Source organism: Rhizobium acidisoli, from assembly GCF_002531755.2.
Classification (GTDB): domain Bacteria; phylum Pseudomonadota; class Alphaproteobacteria; order Rhizobiales; family Rhizobiaceae; genus Rhizobium; species Rhizobium acidisoli.
In genome coordinates, this window is the sequence record NZ_CP035000.1 from 343,989 (window position 1) to 358,139 (window position 14,151).

Sequence of the window (14,151 nt, forward strand, 5' to 3'; positions counted from 1 at the left end):
GCGCTCATCGAATTTGAAAACCGTGCGCCAGCGGATCGCGGTCGTCAACGAAAATGGTATTGTGGCCGATGACCCGCGCCCAGCCTCCGATGCTGGGAAGAATCCCGCGATAGGGTCCGATCCTTGCCTCGGCTTCGACCCGGCCCTCGAAAATGGTTCCGATCAGGCTTTCATGGAGATATCTCGACCCGACGGCGAGCCGCCCCTTCCCGTGGAGCTGGGCCATGCGCGCCGAGGTGCCGGTGCCGCCCGGGGACCGGTCGATCGCCTTGTCGCCATAAAAGACCGCGCAGCGTCCGTCTGAGACGTCGTTCACCGGACGGTCGCACCAGATCGCATGATGTACACCGCGGATCCTGGCATCGTCGGGATGAACGGGATCGCAGACCTCGGCCAACGCTGATCTGAGCTTCTGGCTGCAACCGACGATGTCGGAGGCGCTCATGCCGTCGAGCCCGCTCCAATTCTCTTGCGGCTCGACGACCGCATAATAATTGCCGCCATAGGAGATATCAACGCGCAGACGGCCCTTGCCGGGCACATCGACCTCGACATCCGCCTCATGCAGATAGCTCGCCACATTGTGGAGACGAACGGAATCAACATATCCGCCCTTCTCCTCATAGGTGACATCAACTCTGCCGGCCGGCGTTTCGATGGCGACCCGACCAGGCTCGCGCGGCTTGACCAGTCCCTCTTCGATCGCTGCGGTTACGGTGCCGATCGTGCCGGCGCCGCACATCGGCAGGCAGCCGCTGACCTCAATGAAAAGAACGGCGAAATCGCAGTCCTCCCGATACGGGGGATAGATGATCGAACCCGACATGATGTCATGCCCCCTCGGCTCGAACATCAGCGCCTTGCGGACCCAGTCGTGGTCACGCACGAAGATCTCCCGGCGCTCGCCCATCGGCAGGTGCGGAAGCAGCGGGCCGCCGCCGGCAACGAGGCGGACGGGATTGCCGCAGGTATGTGCATCGATGCAGAAGAAACTGTTTCTCATCCTCGGATCCTCCTCATCTCGCCTTCGGCAGCCTGTCACGGTCGAGCAGGCCGCGCGACAGCCGGTCCAGCAGAAGGGCGACCGCGACGATCGCCAGGCCGGCCCTGAGACCAAGCCCCATCTCCATGCGCGTCAGCCCGCGTGTCACCTCGGCGCCGAGGCCGCCTGCGCCGACGAGGCCGGCCAGCACGACCATGGCCAGCGACAGAAGAATGCACTGGTTGAGCCCGACCAGCAGCGTCTGCTTGGCCAGCGGGATTTCGATCTTCCAGAGGATCGAGCGCGGCGGCGCGCCGATGGCGCTGCCGAGTTCGAGGAAGACTTTCGGCACCTGGTTGAAGGCCAACGTCGTCAGGCGCAGCATCGGGGGAATGCCGTAGACGATGGTGGCGATAATCGCCGGCACGCGCCCAAGGCTGAAGATCATCACCGCCGGAATGAGGTAGACCCAGGGCGGCACTGTCTGCATCACGTCGAGAATTGGCCGAACCACCGCTTCCAGCGTCTTGTGTCGCGAGCACAGGACACCGATCGGGAAGGCGATGAGCACCGAGATCACGACGGCGACGCTGACCAGCGCCAGGGTCTGCATCGATGCCGTCCACAGCCCGACAAGCAGGCAGAAGCCGAGGCAGAGGCCGGCAAGGATCGCGGCGCGCAGGCTGACGGCAAAAAATGCCACGACGACGACGATCGCGATCAGCGCATAGGGCGGCACGAAGAGAAGTGCTGCCTCGATTGCCGAAAGCACCGTTTCCACCAGATAGCTGATGGCCGCAAACAGCGGGTGAAGATTGGTGTTGAGCCAATCGACCGATGGCGCCAGGAAGGCGCCGGGCGAAAACTGCAAGGTCGAGAGATTCATGCTTTCCTCCCTGTTCCCAAGCGAGCGGCACTCTGGGTTATCCGGTCAATCACCATGGTCAATACCACGATGGCGATCGCTCCATTGATAGAGGTGGCGATGTCGAGTGTCCTGATCGCGCCGTAGATCGTCTCTCCGAGCCCGCCGGAGCCGACGATGCCGGCGATGACCACCATGCCGAAGGCCATCATCAGGCTCTGGTTGATACCCGCCATGATGCTCGGCAGGGCAAAGGGAAGACGGATCTTGAAGAACATCTTTGCCGGCGTCATCCCGAGCGCCTCCCCAAGTTCGATGAATTCCTTGGGGGTCATGCGGATGCCGAGCGAGGTCAGGCGGATTGCCGGCGGCACCGCGACGATCACGGTCGCGATCAGCGCCTTCGCCGGCCCGTAGCCGAGCAGGGCAATCGCCGGCAGCAGATAGATATAGGGCGGAAGCGTCTGGATCAGATCGAGGCCCGGCTCCATGAAGCGATCGAGGGCGGTGAAAAAGCCGGCGGCGATGCCGATCGGGATGCCGATCGCCAAGGCGATCACAGTCGCGGTCAGAACCAGAGCCAGCGTGCTCATCGTCTCCGGCCAGAGCCCCATCCAAAAACAAAGCGCCAGCGCGAAGCCGCTCAGGAGAGCGAACCAGACATTGACCAGCCGCCAGCCGATCAGCGCCACGACCAGCGCGATCACATAGAAGGGCGGAAGCTGCAGGAGCCAGAGGATACCGTCATAAAGCCCTTCGAGAACCTGTCTAATATAGTCGAAGAGGGTCTCCCCGTTGTCGCTCACCCATTCGAGCGCCGAGTCCGTCCATTCGTCGAAAACATCGGTGAAGGCTGAACTATCCATGTCAATCACCTCCAGTTGGGGTCACGCCGCCGTGAGATCGGTGGCAGACGTTCCCTTGACGCCCATCAGCAGGCTGCGCGGCGTGACCACGCCGACGACCTGATCATTGTCGACGACGGCGATGGCGTCGCGCTCCGACTGCATCGTCAAAGAGATGAGCTCGTCGATATCGGCGTCCGGCGTCGTGCGCGCCAGCGACGCAATGTCGAAGTTCGGCGCGCTTTGCTGGAATTCGGCGACGCTGCGCATGACGGAATGTGCCTTGATCAGGTGAAGGCGGGAGATGCCCGCGACGAATTCGGCGACGTAGGCGTCCGCCGGGTTAAGGATGATTTCCTCGGCCGTGCCGGTCTGGATTATGACGCCGTCCTTCATGATCGCGATGCGGTCGCCGATGCGGATCGCCTCGTCGAGATCATGGGTGATGAAGACGGCCGATTTGCCGAGTGCTTTGGTCAACTGACGGAACTCATCCTGAAGCTGGCGCCGGATCAGCGGGTCGAGCGCGCTGAAAGGCTCGTCCATTAGAATGATCTCGGGGTCGGAGGCGAGAGCGCGGGCAAGCCCGACGCGTTGCTGCATGCCGCCGGAAAGCTCGTTGGGATAGCGGCTCAGCCAGTCGGCGAGGCCGACCTTCTCGAGGGCGGCAGAAGCGGTCTCGTTTCGCTCCGCCTTCGCAATGCCCTGGACTTCGAGGCCGAAGGCGGCATTTTCGAGCACCGTCCGGTGCGGCAGCAGCGCAACGCTCTGGAACACCATGCCGATGTTCTTGGCGCGCATCTGCCTGAGATCGACCGGCGACAGGCTGGCGAGGTCGCGTCCCTTGACAAGGACCTTGCCGGCGCTCGGCGTGATCAGCTTGTTGAGAAGGCGGATGAGTGTCGATTTTCCGCTTCCCGACAGTCCCATGATGCAGAAGATCTCGCCGCGCCGGACCTGGATGCTCGCATCGGAGACGCCGACGACGCAGTTGAATTCCTTGAGGACCTCGTTCTTGCCGAGGCCGCGCTCCTTGATCGATTTCATCGCGGCAGCCCACTTGCCTCCGAAGACCTTCCAGAGGGACTGGCAGTCGATCAGGACATCCTTGGCATCGATATTGACAGCTTTCATAGCGATCCCCTTTGAGCCAATAGCGCTGGCTTCTTCATTCGATTTCAAGATGGCCGCCCGACGTGTCGGGCGGCCACGAGATGCTTACTTCTTCTTGATGTTTTCCCAGCGCTTGATCAGGTCGGCATGGGCGCCGATCCAATTCTCTACGGCCTGGTTCATGGTCTTGCCGTCCTTGACTTCGCCGTTGATGGTGGTGATGTCGGCGATCGGCACGTAAACGCTGGCCATGACTTCGCGGGCATGCGGATATTCTTCGGAGAAGCCCTTGTGGCCGATCCAGTAGTAGCTCTGCGGCGGCGGGAAGACGCCCTTCGGATCCTTCAGGTACTTGACCTCGTACTTCTGGACCATCCATGACGGCTCCCAGATCGTGACTGCGATCCACTCCTTGCGATCGTAGGCGGATTTCAGCGCCGCCGTCATCGCAGCCGTGCTGCCTTCGATGAGCTGGAGCTTGAGGCCGTAATCCTTGACCGCATTCGACGTATCGCGCATCAGGCCGGCGCCCGGTTCGATGCCGATAATCTTGCCGCCGAACTTGTCGGCGTTTTCATTGAGCTGTTCCAGCGAGTCGATCGGAACATATTTCGGAACGGCGACGCCCTGATAGAGGCCGTGCGAAACCGGTGAAATCTTTTCGAGACGGTTCTTGTTCTTGTCCCAATAATCCTGGGCGACGTAGTCGGTCTGCGAGGTCAGGGCCTGGATGTCACCCTTGGCGAGAGCGGCATAGGCGATGCCCCATTCGGAAAACTCGGTGACTTTGACGGTGTAACCGGCGTCTTCGAGAACCTTCTTGGTGATGCCGGTGATGGGCGTCAGGTCTTCCCATGCCATCGTGCCCAGATTGATCGTCTTTTCCTCAGCGCGGGCGGGAAGGATACTGATCCCGATCACCGCAGCGGCGCGAAGCGCCTTCCACAAAGTCTTCATTTTTCTTACTCCTGGTTTTCGTTCCCATTCTCATTGAAGTCTGCGGGCGGCAGTCTTCATATTGCGCGGCCGAGGGATCATCCCTCGCGGCCTGCACGCAATTCCTGCAAACGGATCACCGCATTGATGCCGAGCCATGCGAACGGCTCGGGGGGAATCTTCGACGGTCCGGGGTGATCCATAAATTCTTCGAGATGCCGGGAGGTGGTCCCGGTCGCCAATTCGGCCGCCATCATACCGGCGAGCGTGCTCTTGACGGTTCCCAGTCCGTTCTCGCAGCACGCGGAGTAAAGTCCTTCTTCGACTTCGCCGAAGGCGGGCACATGGTTCAGGCTGAGGCATATGCGCCCGGCCCAGCTATGCTCGAACGGGATGCCCTTGAGGCCGGGGAAACGTGCATCCAGCGAGCGCCGATGTTCCTCGGCCATTGCCCGTAGCCGGCGCTCGGTCAATGCTATGGTCGTGTCATAGGTCCATCGCGTTCTGAGCACGATGCGCGACTGACCGCCTGATGTGATCTTGCGAACGGTCGCCCCCATGGCGTCCGCAGGAAGCAGCGCCCATCTGTCGCGGCCACTGGCCTTGCGTCCGAGGTCTTCCGCCGCGAAAGGAGCCGTCATCGAGGCATAGCCATAGAAGTGCATCAGACGGCGGCGGTAGTACCCGAAGTCGTTGATATGACCGTTGACGCCCACGATCACCTTGGATGCTGTGACCGTGCCCTGCGCAGAAGCCGCCGTCCAGGTTCCGTTCTCGCGCTTCAGTGAAGTAACCGGCGAGTGTTCGAAAATGTCGACTTTGCCCGAGAGCCCGGCAGCAATCGCGCGGATATAATCGGCAGGCTGGATCAGAACGGCACCCGGCGTAAAGACGCCGCCGAAGTAATAATCCGATCCCGTGATCTCGCGCATCTCCGCCGCATCGAGGAAGCTATGCTTCTCGCCGGCGCCCTCCAGTGACTCGCCGAAGCTCCGGTTCAGCTTCATGCCCCGTTCTGTGGCCGCCGCATTGATCTTCCCCACGGGATCGAATGTCTCCCGCGACATGCCGTATTCCTGCGCGGCTTGTGCGGCAAAAGCGATCGCGGAGCGGTTTTGCGCCATCTCTAAGCGGGTCGAATCCACCTCTCCGCTCGAATATTCGCCGCCCGTCAGATTATGCGGCACGTCGATCATGAAGCCGGAGTTCCGGCCGGACGTGCCTTTGCCGACCTCGCTCGCATCGAGGACGACAATCTTGTCGTCCGGTCGAAGCTGGAGGAGACGGCGGGCCGCAGAGAGGCCGGCAAAGCCGGCGCCGATAATCAGCCAGTCTGCATTAACGTTGCCTTCCAGGCGTCGGACCGGGAACGAACGCTTGCTGATCGCCTCCCAGCCCGAGATGCCATTCTCAACCGGCAGACGTTTGACCGGTCTCGTGATCATCGGATTGTCTCGTCCACCGACCGCTCCGAGATATCGATCCAGATGGTCTTGAGCTCGCAGTAATTGTCGTGGGCGAAGACCGACTTGTCGCGGCCGCCGAAACCGGACTCCTTGTAGCCGCCGAAGGGGGTCGAGGCATCGCCCTCGCCGAAGCAATTGACGGTGACGAGGCCGGCGCGGATGTCGCGGGAGAGCCGGATCGCGTTGCGCAGACTGCCGGTATAGATCGACGCGGTCAGGCCGTAATTGGTATCGTTGGCAAGTGCGGTGGCCTCGGCCAGGTTTTCGAAGGTGGTGACCGAAAGGATGGGGCCAAAAATTTCCTCCTTGAACAGCCGGCTCTTCGGCGTGACGCCGTCGACCACCGTCGGTTCGATGAAGGCCCCTTCAAAAGTTTCGCCGCCATGGGCAAGCGAGAGTTTTTCGGTCTTCACATCATCGAGGAAAGATTGCACCTTCTCGAAATGGCTCTTGCTGACCAGTGCACCGATGCGGTTTTCCGGGTTCAGCGGGTCACCCGTCTTCCATTCGCCCATATAGGCGCCGATACGCTGCAGCAATTCGTCCTTGATGCTGGCATGGACGATCAGGCGCGACGTGGCCGAGCAGTTCTCGCCCATGTTCCAGAAGGCGCCGTTGACCACCTGCTCGGCGACGAGATCGAGGTCTTCGGCATCCGCCAGCACTACCGCCGGGTTCTTGCCGCCGCATTCGAGCACGACCTTCTTGAGGTTCGAGTCTGCGGCGTAACGCAGGAAGCGGCGGCCGGTCGGCGTCGACCCAGTGAAGGCCACCATATCGACGTCCATGTGCAGGCCGATCGGTTCGCCCACCTCCCGGCCGGAACCGGTGACGACGTTGAACACACCAGCAGGAATACCTGCCTCATGGGCAAGCTCGGCGACGCGCAGCGTCGTGAGAGTCGTTTCCTGCGCCGGCTTGACGATGACCGAGCAGCCGGCGGCGAGCGCCGGGCCGATCTTCCAGGCCAGCATCAGCAGCGGGAAGTTCCACGGCAAAACACAGCCAACGACGCCGATCGGCTCGCGCACCACCATGGCCAACGCATTGGCGCCGACATTGTTGGTGTTGTCGTAGATCTTATCGATGAGCTCGGCATGCCAGCGGATCGTATGAATGGTATCGGGAACATCGACCGTCTGGCATTCGCGCACCGGCTTGCCGCTGTCGAGGCTTTCCAGGACGGCGAGGTCGTGCCTGTTCTGCTCCATCAGCTTGGCGAGCTTCAGCAGCACTTCCTTGCGCTCGCCCGGCGAGCGCAGCCGCCAGCGTCCGTCGTCGAACGCGTCCTTCGCCTTCTGCACCGCGAAGTCGACGTCACTGGAATCGCAGGCTGCGATTTCGGCAAGGACCTCACCTGTCGCAGGGTTCGTGGTGATGAAAGTCTTGCCGGAATTTGCCGGACGAAATGCGCCGTCGATGAAGGCGTTCGTCGGAAACTGCAGTTCGGCGGCAATCGCCTTGTATTCGGCTGCGGTCAAGGGTTCATGCATGATTGGCTCCCGACGTGATCTGGGCGACCGTGCGCTTCAAGGTGGCGACGACGGTCTCAAGGGTTCTTTTCTCTTCGGAGTTCAGTCCGCGCAGCGGCGCCCGCACCGGGCCGGCTTTGAGGCCGATGATCTCGCAGCCGTGCTTGATCGATTGGACGAATTTGCCGCATTCGAGGAAATCCATCAGCGGCAGCATCGCGCTCATGATCGCGCGGCCCTTGTCGAAGTTCTTCTCGATGACGCAGGCCTCGTAGAGGGCGACATGCTCGCGCGGCAGGAAGTTGGAGCCGGCGCAGACCCAGCTCTTCGCGCCCCAGGCGAAGAATTCGAGCGCCTGGTCGTCCCAGCCGCAGGACAGAGCAATGTGCGGAAACTTGCGGGCGAGCCGGTGAAGATTGCCCATGTCGCCGGAGCTTTCCTTGATGGCGATCACGTTCTTCGACTTGCCGACCCGGGAGAAATACTCCTCGCCCATCACCACGCCCATGCGGGCGGGATAGTTGTAGAGCATGATCGGCAGGTTGGCGGCGCGATCGACCGTCAGGGCGTGAACCGCATTCTCGCGTTCGGTCGGCAAAGCGTAGGGCGGCGACGACACCAGGATCGCATCCGCGCCGATTTCCTTCGCCGCCTTGGCGTATTCGACCGAATCTTCGGTGCGCGTGGCGCCGGTGCCGATGATCAGGGGCAGCCGTGTGCCGATGACGTCCTTCGCATAGGCCGCGAGTTCGTGACGTTCCTGGCCGCTCTGGGCGTAGTATTCGCCCGTCGAGCCGCCGACGATGATGCCGTGGACGCCCGCCTCGATCAGCGACTCGAGCACGGCGGCAAATCCGGCCCGGTCGATCTGACCATTCTTGTCAAGCGGCGTCACCGCCGGCGTATAGATCCCCTCAAACTTCACGACGACTTCTCCAATACTTGCGTGGCCGGACCGCCGAGGAAGGCGTCCGCTTTCAGGCCTTGCGGGGCGATGAACATCTCCATGTTCTCGCGGGACAATTCCCAGTGTTCGAAAACGAGATCGACGACGGCATCCTCGTCGTGAGCGCCGAGTGCTGCGATGAAGCTGTCATGGTGGTCGACCGCCACCTGCAGCCGCCGCCGCATGTCCTCGTTCCTCGGCCGGAAGAACGTGTGACCGATGCGCGCGTGATCGATGAGCAGCCGGCCGAGGCTCGGCTGCAGATAGACGTTGCCCGACATCTCGCCGAAGATTTCGTGAAAGCGATTGTTCTCAAGAACCATCGCCAATGCGTCCATGCTCTTGCTGGCAGCACGGAACCGCTCCTGCGTCTGCTTCAGGTCCGACAGCTGAGCGGGCTTGAAGTTCTGCACAGCGAGACGGCCGATCGCCGCATAGATCATCGGGGCGACGAGAAAGAAATTGCGAAGCGTGGAGTGGTTCATCGGGATGACCCGCGCACCCTTGTTCTCGCGGATGTCGACATAACCCTCGCCGGCGAGGCGGCGGAATATGTCGCGCACCGGCGTCCGGGAAAGCCCGTATTTCTCGCTCAAACTGGCCTCGTCCAGATCGGCGTCCGGGTCCAGTTCCATCGTCAAAATCTGGCGCTTCAGGTCTTCGTAGAGATTGCTCTTCGGTGTCTTCGCCATCGTCGATCTCCGGCCAATTGTTGCTCTACGTCCTGAAGATGGCATGCCTTCTGGGAGGAGTCAATAATTGTGTACTTTGCGTACACAGTAATTATTCTCAGGATACACAATAATCCGCAACTGCGAGGGGCGAGCGGCTCTCCTGAAGGCAGGAGACTTGATGCGGCTGATGGTGAGAACAGACATCCACAGCGGAAAGCTCCGCGGCGGCATCTCCGGTTTCTTTCCGGGCGGGTAATCGTGGCAGGTCGGGAGAATTCTCTTCAACCGACATCGATGCGCTCTTTGCATTCATCGATCATTAGGCGTCCGAGTGTGGCCGCCGGCAAGCCGGCGGTGCGCGGCCATCGCGGGGATATATCGATATCCGGACAGCGGCGGGGGTCGGGGAGCGCCGAGGTCGGCGCTCCCCTATGGATTACGAGGCGAGAACGCCGCTCTTCTTGGCCGTTCAGGTGGCGATATAGTCCATCAGGCCAGGGTTGAGGCAATCGTACGGCTCGATCCCGGATGCCTTCAACTGCGCTCTGACGGCGTCCATTTTCGCAGGATCAAAGCCGCTTTCGATGATCGATGACACGAAGGCGGCAAAACCGGGCTTCACCCAGCCGCTTTCCTGGAAGCGCTCCGGAGGTGTCCAGCAGGTGGTTTTCGTGGACATGGGGAACCAGTTCCTCGCGCTAAGCCGCGGTAGAAAGCAAGAGCGTGACACTTACTACTTCGGCCTCGCTGTGAACGACATATCGATTGTCATGGGCCTTGCCACCGCGGGGCCCCGAACCCGGAAGGCCGACCGTTCAACTTTCTGAACCCTTGGAGAAACCATGTCGAACCGTCGAGTGCCGCAACGTCAATGGCCGCCTTACTGAAGGCGCTGGGCGTCGCCGCCGACAAGACCGAGATCGCGAAGGAAGAAATGCGGCAGAAAGGCGTTTGTATGCCGAAATATATCACGATCGGCTATGGCGATCAGATCGGTTATGACCGTACCGCGCCAGCCATCCGCGATGCAGCAGCGGACATGGCTGGTTTGGATTTCACCGCAGTCAGACCACTATTTGCTTTTGGTCTCACCGCTCTACCTCAATCGACAGAGACAGCGGAGGAAGTAGCAGTGCGGAAGCCGATCATACTATTCGCCATAGGCGCGTTCGCCTTGCCCGCAAATGCGATGGCGCAGTCGCCTGAGCTCGAGGATACCTGCAAATCCGTCGCAAAGAGCTTCTTCATGACGGATCAGCTCACTATCGGCACCGTGCAATCCTTTCCCGAGTTGAAGCCGCCGGGCGTCCGCATGTCGTATTCAACGCGGCAGGGAACGCCGCCGGCCGAAATGACCGACATATTCGAATGCGAGTTCGACAAGGCGGACAAGCCGCACAACCTGGCGCGCTTCTGCGTATCGAGCACGTGCTATTCACCGAACGGCGATGACGGTGACCGCAAGCGGCGCTTCGATGAAATGCGAATTCTTCTCAACCGCGCTGAAAAATAGGATCGCGCCGTGCTCGGGCCGAATGCCGATCACACTGGCTGAACATTGGCCTTCGCTTCGGAGCGACGCCGGTAGGATGCGGTCGGCGGCAGCCTGGTCGAAACGGGTTCGCTCTCGCGTCCGGAACAAGGCCGTCTTCAGCCGTTCGAAATGCACGGCGTCGCTCAGGCCCCTGTAACCTTCGGCGATGCGGTCGTCGGGGGGCGAAGTGTCCCTTGCTATGGTGCACGGCGGCCCCTACCCGGTGACCGCTGACGGCAGGTCGACATCAGTTGGAACGTTGGCAATCTATGGATTTCTTCGGCCGGTCTCCTCTCAGGATTTTCCGAGCGAAATCCTGCCGAAGCCACTCCGGTAGCAGGTCGCTGCAGTCGCAAAATGCACTACACTGTGCTTGCAGCGTCACGGCATCGGCCGCTTGCTGGATGTCGACGGCGACAGGCCGGCGAAGAAGAAGTTCAAGAGCTACCCGATCGGCTACTCCACATCGACATTGCCGAGGTGCGCACCGAACAAGGCAAGCTGCATATGTTCGTTGCCATCGATCGCACCAAAGTTTGCCTTCGTCGAACTGCACGAGAAGGCCACCACCGCCATCTCGCGCGAGTTCCACCTGCGCTTAATTGCAGCCGTCCCCTACAAGATCCACACCGTGCTCACCGACAACGGGATCCAGTTCACTACGCCCGGCGCTGGAGGGTCCGCTGTGCCGCTGATCAAGAAGCGATCGCCAATGGCGAACGTATCTGGGCCCATGCCTTCGAATACACCTGCGCCACCAATGATATCGAACACCGAGGGGCAGTTGGGCGAAACACCAGAGTTGCAGCGCATCATGCGGCAGGAACTGCGATCGCTCTGGGCCGATCGATCCAACCGGTTTAGGTCCCGCGCGTTCCGCACCATTCTAGATTTCATATAAAGAGCCGCACCAAGGATTCCTCGTCCTTCACCCCATGTCGAAATGACTGGATAATCCGGCTCGCCAATTCCTCACGCTCGGCGTCTCTCGTAACACGTTTCAGGGAGCTAACACGGTCAAATACGCGCTGACAGAGAGCTAATTCGACTTCATCAAATACGTGTTGCGCGGTCTGAAATGGAGCCACCGTCGCCCTCTTTCCGCGAGGTAATTATTAAAGATCAGCGGCCACCCAACGCACAGGAGAAGTAAATGCTTCGGGTTTAGCAGATCGCTGAGCGGCCGATACAGTAATATCAGAAATTGAATGACCACCGTCTGGTTGGTACGAAACCGCATCCTTTCTGCATAAGCACTTGGGCAGATATATATTTTAGCCATCACTAATTATTGCAAAATGAGGAAAGATCGGTCAAAATGGAGGTTGCGTCGCCACAGGCGCAGCTAAGAAACCACCCCCCTCACTATCCCCGCTCAGGCGGGGTCTTCCTCTGGCGAGCATGGAGCGGTCGTTGCTCCAAAACCGCAGCCCGCGCCATTTCACGCCGCCCGGCGTAAGCCCCCGGGTTCGCCGACAGCTACTTGCTAGTCGCGACGTCAAGGGCCCACCAACGCTCGCGCGACCGAGCGAGTGCAGTCTGGCGCGCCTGATCCCAAGGTTCTGCCGAACTTCATCCAGCCTCCGATCCTGCCCGAAGTGAGTCCCAAGATCGCCAGTCGGACCTAAGTCCATCTTTCCCCCCGCGCGATCCCGCTTAGATTTTCCTAATCCTTGTTCAAAGGACACCAGGGAGGTTTTAGCAATGTTGCTGTCTCCAGTCAGAACCTCCCTGGTGAAGCTTTATCAATCGATGTCGGGCGTCGCTTTTTGAGAGTAAATGGCGGCTATTCATGCAACGAGCCGGGATAGAAGCGAAGATTTCGCTCATCTTAAGCTTGTGATGAGCGGCCAGACTAAACATCGGCTGATCCGATCTCTTGGGGAGGTCGCGGAGGCCCTTATCGCAGCATGTCCGACTGACGATGGCAAGGAATACATCGGGGCCGTGAAAACATGCCTAGCCATTCAAAGGCAATATCCAAGACAGCGCGTGCCGCACTTATTCGCGATGCGGAGAAAGCCGGTATTCCGGTAATGCCGTCGTTCATTGACGAAGTCCGCAAAAGGCTGCGAAGTGTCGGCGTCGCAAGACAATCCTGAATTTCGTTCGAGCCAACCCCCCTACGAAAGTAGAGGGCCTACGTCGGACCAAAGTCCGTTTGCCATCGCAGAACAAAGTTGGAGTGTAGGCGTATTGAAGGCGACCTCTAACATTGTCGACGGCAGGGATTTGCACCCTCCGACTTGAATGTGGGAGAGATCTCGCTCAGTGGTTAAGGCCGCAGACGTCGGGCCCCATCCGGCGGAAGCTCCGGAGTATATACGTTATTGTTCGGGTCTCGCCCCCTCGGCTCATTGATTGTGACTACTCGGGAAAGGAAATCGGGGGCTACGTTCGAAGAGTCGCGGAGAAGGACAAAGACGATACGATATTTCCCGGCGAGAGATGGAGCTAGAAGCGGCGTTCAAGCTGGCGGAGTCCCACAATGGCAACAGCACTCATCTCGTGTTCGTGGAATTGGCCGAAGGAGTGGAATGGAATCCGGCCTGGGGACGACTCCTTTGTCAGCCGAGCTGAACGGGAATGTATCGGCAGTGTGATTTTGCCGTTCAGCGTGCGAAAGGTGACGTGATCACGCCCCTCATGAAAGCGGGTAAGATGGCCTTTTTGATTGAGATCTTGCTGCCAGTGTCCCCCGGTGACGCCCATGGACGGTTCGATGCCGTGCGCAGTGAGCTGGCCGAAAAGTTTGGGGGCGTAACCATATATGCAAATGTTCCGGCGGAGGGGATATGGACCGAGGGTGGTTCCGTAGAAATAGACCATATCATCGTGGTCGAAGTGATGGCGAGCAATCTCGACCGGCAGTGGTGGGCATCTTATCGGAAGACCTTGGAGATCCGTTTCGAGCAAAACGAGATCGTCATCAGGTCAACGGCAATCGACCGGCTTTGACAGCTCGCGCTGCGCCTGGATGCCGATAATCCTCCCGCCGATCATTGAAGCGCGCGGGCGAACGATCCTTTCAATGCAGGATTGGCCCGATCGCTCTTGTTCGGCGCCGAGCACAGAGGGGCTTGTCGCGCAGGCACCAGGGCTCGACGTTCCCTCGCAACTGCTCGCATGCCTGCCCTACGTGTGACAATCATCGTGCTCGACATCATCTCGGCGGATCGCCGCCTGCGAAACTCAATGGCGTCGCCTCGCTGAGCGAGAGTTTCGAGCGATAAGAATGCCGCGCCAGAAGCGCAGTATCGCTAGTAACAGTCTTAAACTTTAAGCGTGGCGTGTTTGGGGTTCGAATGTCGGCGTTAA

Annotated in this window: 12 protein-coding genes and 3 pseudogenes; 4 read left to right on the forward strand and 11 right to left on the reverse strand. The window is 60.2% G+C overall.

Features of this window, described 5'->3' with window-relative positions:
• Nucleotides 1-4 precede the first annotated feature (4 nt).
• The 10 genes and pseudogenes from CO657_RS27215 to CO657_RS27260 form a co-directional block, all read right to left on the reverse strand.
• Nucleotides 5-1,003 carry a 4-hydroxyproline epimerase gene (locus tag CO657_RS27215; protein ID WP_054183847.1) on the reverse strand — a complete coding sequence of 333 codons (999 nt, stop codon included), beginning with the start codon at nucleotides 1,001-1,003 and terminating at the stop codon, nucleotides 5-7.
• Nucleotides 1,004-1,016: 13 nt separating this feature from the next.
• The gene (locus tag CO657_RS27220) at nucleotides 1,017-1,868 is read right to left on the reverse strand and encodes an ABC transporter permease (protein ID WP_054183846.1); all 852 of its coding nucleotides are present in this window, start codon (nucleotides 1,866-1,868) and stop codon (nucleotides 1,017-1,019) included.
• Nucleotides 1,865-2,713, reverse strand: coding sequence for an ABC transporter permease (locus CO657_RS27225; protein ID WP_054183845.1), 849 nt, complete (start codon nucleotides 2,711-2,713; stop codon nucleotides 1,865-1,867). Before CO657_RS27225 ends, CO657_RS27220 begins: the two co-directional genes overlap by 4 nt.
• A gap of 21 nt (nucleotides 2,714-2,734) precedes the next feature.
• Nucleotides 2,735-3,826, reverse strand: a complete 1,092-nt coding sequence (locus tag CO657_RS27230; protein ID WP_054183844.1) for a quaternary amine ABC transporter ATP-binding protein — start codon at nucleotides 3,824-3,826, stop codon at nucleotides 2,735-2,737.
• Between the two features lie 84 nt (nucleotides 3,827-3,910).
• A complete protein-coding gene (locus CO657_RS27235) occupies nucleotides 3,911-4,762 on the reverse strand; it encodes a glycine betaine ABC transporter substrate-binding protein (protein WP_054183843.1) in 852 nt (283 codons plus the stop codon).
• A gap of 77 nt (nucleotides 4,763-4,839) precedes the next feature.
• Nucleotides 4,840-6,186, reverse strand: a complete 1,347-nt coding sequence (locus CO657_RS27240) for an NAD(P)/FAD-dependent oxidoreductase (protein WP_054183842.1) — start codon at nucleotides 6,184-6,186, stop codon at nucleotides 4,840-4,842.
• Nucleotides 6,183-7,700, reverse strand: a complete 1,518-nt coding sequence (locus CO657_RS27245) for an aldehyde dehydrogenase (RefSeq protein ID WP_054183841.1) — start codon at nucleotides 7,698-7,700, stop codon at nucleotides 6,183-6,185. The genes CO657_RS27240 and CO657_RS27245 overlap by 4 nt, the downstream gene beginning before the upstream one ends.
• Complete coding sequence (locus CO657_RS27250) at nucleotides 7,693-8,604, reverse strand: dihydrodipicolinate synthase family protein (RefSeq protein WP_054183840.1); 912 nt, start codon at nucleotides 8,602-8,604, stop codon at nucleotides 7,693-7,695. The genes CO657_RS27245 and CO657_RS27250 overlap by 8 nt, the downstream gene beginning before the upstream one ends.
• Complete coding sequence (locus tag CO657_RS27255; RefSeq protein ID WP_054183839.1) at nucleotides 8,601-9,317, reverse strand: GntR family transcriptional regulator; 717 nt, start codon at nucleotides 9,315-9,317, stop codon at nucleotides 8,601-8,603. Before CO657_RS27255 ends, CO657_RS27250 begins: the two co-directional genes overlap by 4 nt.
• A gap of 451 nt (nucleotides 9,318-9,768) precedes the next feature.
• Nucleotides 9,769-9,948: pseudogene (locus tag CO657_RS27260) on the reverse strand (S-(hydroxymethyl)glutathione synthase); the annotation flags it as partial.
• A 483-nt stretch (nucleotides 9,949-10,431) separates the two neighbouring features.
• On the opposite strand from CO657_RS27260, the gene CO657_RS27265 reads away from it, so the two are divergent.
• The 3 genes and pseudogenes from CO657_RS27265 to CO657_RS27275 all read left to right on the forward strand — a co-directional run.
• Nucleotides 10,432-10,812: a hypothetical protein gene (locus CO657_RS27265; protein ID WP_054183966.1), complete on the forward strand. Its 381-nt coding sequence runs from the start codon at nucleotides 10,432-10,434 to the stop codon at nucleotides 10,810-10,812.
• Nucleotides 10,813-11,008: 196 nt separating this feature from the next.
• Nucleotides 11,009-11,170 (forward strand): annotated as a pseudogene (locus CO657_RS37610) (aldehyde dehydrogenase (NADP(+))); the annotation flags it as partial.
• A 33-nt stretch (nucleotides 11,171-11,203) separates the two neighbouring features.
• Nucleotides 11,204-11,494, forward strand: a pseudogene (locus CO657_RS27275) (DDE-type integrase/transposase/recombinase); the annotation flags it as partial.
• A gap of 232 nt (nucleotides 11,495-11,726) precedes the next feature.
• On the opposite strand, the gene CO657_RS37615 reads toward CO657_RS27275, so the two are convergent.
• Nucleotides 11,727-11,921 carry a hypothetical protein gene (locus tag CO657_RS37615; RefSeq protein ID WP_003591085.1) on the reverse strand — a complete coding sequence of 65 codons (195 nt, stop codon included), beginning with the start codon at nucleotides 11,919-11,921 and terminating at the stop codon, nucleotides 11,727-11,729.
• Between the two features lie 1,543 nt (nucleotides 11,922-13,464).
• Here CO657_RS37615 and CO657_RS27295 point away from each other — a divergent pair.
• On the forward strand, nucleotides 13,465-13,791 hold the full coding sequence (locus CO657_RS27295; protein ID WP_425349941.1) for a hypothetical protein: 327 nt from the start codon (nucleotides 13,465-13,467) through the stop codon (nucleotides 13,789-13,791).
• Nucleotides 13,792-14,151 lie beyond the last annotated feature (360 nt).

Excerpts from the sequence above, each read along its gene's own strand:
- CO657_RS27215 (WP_054183847.1), bottom strand. The coding sequence starts at position 1,003 with ATGAGAAACAGTTTCTTCTGCATCGATGCACATACCTGCGGCAATCCC.
- CO657_RS27220 (WP_054183846.1), bottom strand. The coding sequence starts at position 1,868 with ATGAATCTCTCGACCTTGCAGTTTTCGCCCGGCGCCTTCCTGGCGCCA.
- CO657_RS27225 (WP_054183845.1), bottom strand. The coding sequence starts at position 2,713 with ATGGATAGTTCAGCCTTCACCGATGTTTTCGACGAATGGACGGACTCG.
- CO657_RS27230 (WP_054183844.1), bottom strand. The coding sequence starts at position 3,826 with ATGAAAGCTGTCAATATCGATGCCAAGGATGTCCTGATCGACTGCCAG.
- CO657_RS27235 (WP_054183843.1), bottom strand. The coding sequence starts at position 4,762 with ATGAAGACTTTGTGGAAGGCGCTTCGCGCCGCTGCGGTGATCGGGATC.
- CO657_RS27240 (WP_054183842.1), bottom strand. The coding sequence starts at position 6,186 with ATGATCACGAGACCGGTCAAACGTCTGCCGGTTGAGAATGGCATCTCG.
- CO657_RS27245 (WP_054183841.1), bottom strand. The coding sequence starts at position 7,700 with ATGCATGAACCCTTGACCGCAGCCGAATACAAGGCGATTGCCGCCGAA.
- CO657_RS27255 (WP_054183839.1), bottom strand. The coding sequence starts at position 9,317 with ATGGCGAAGACACCGAAGAGCAATCTCTACGAAGACCTGAAGCGCCAG.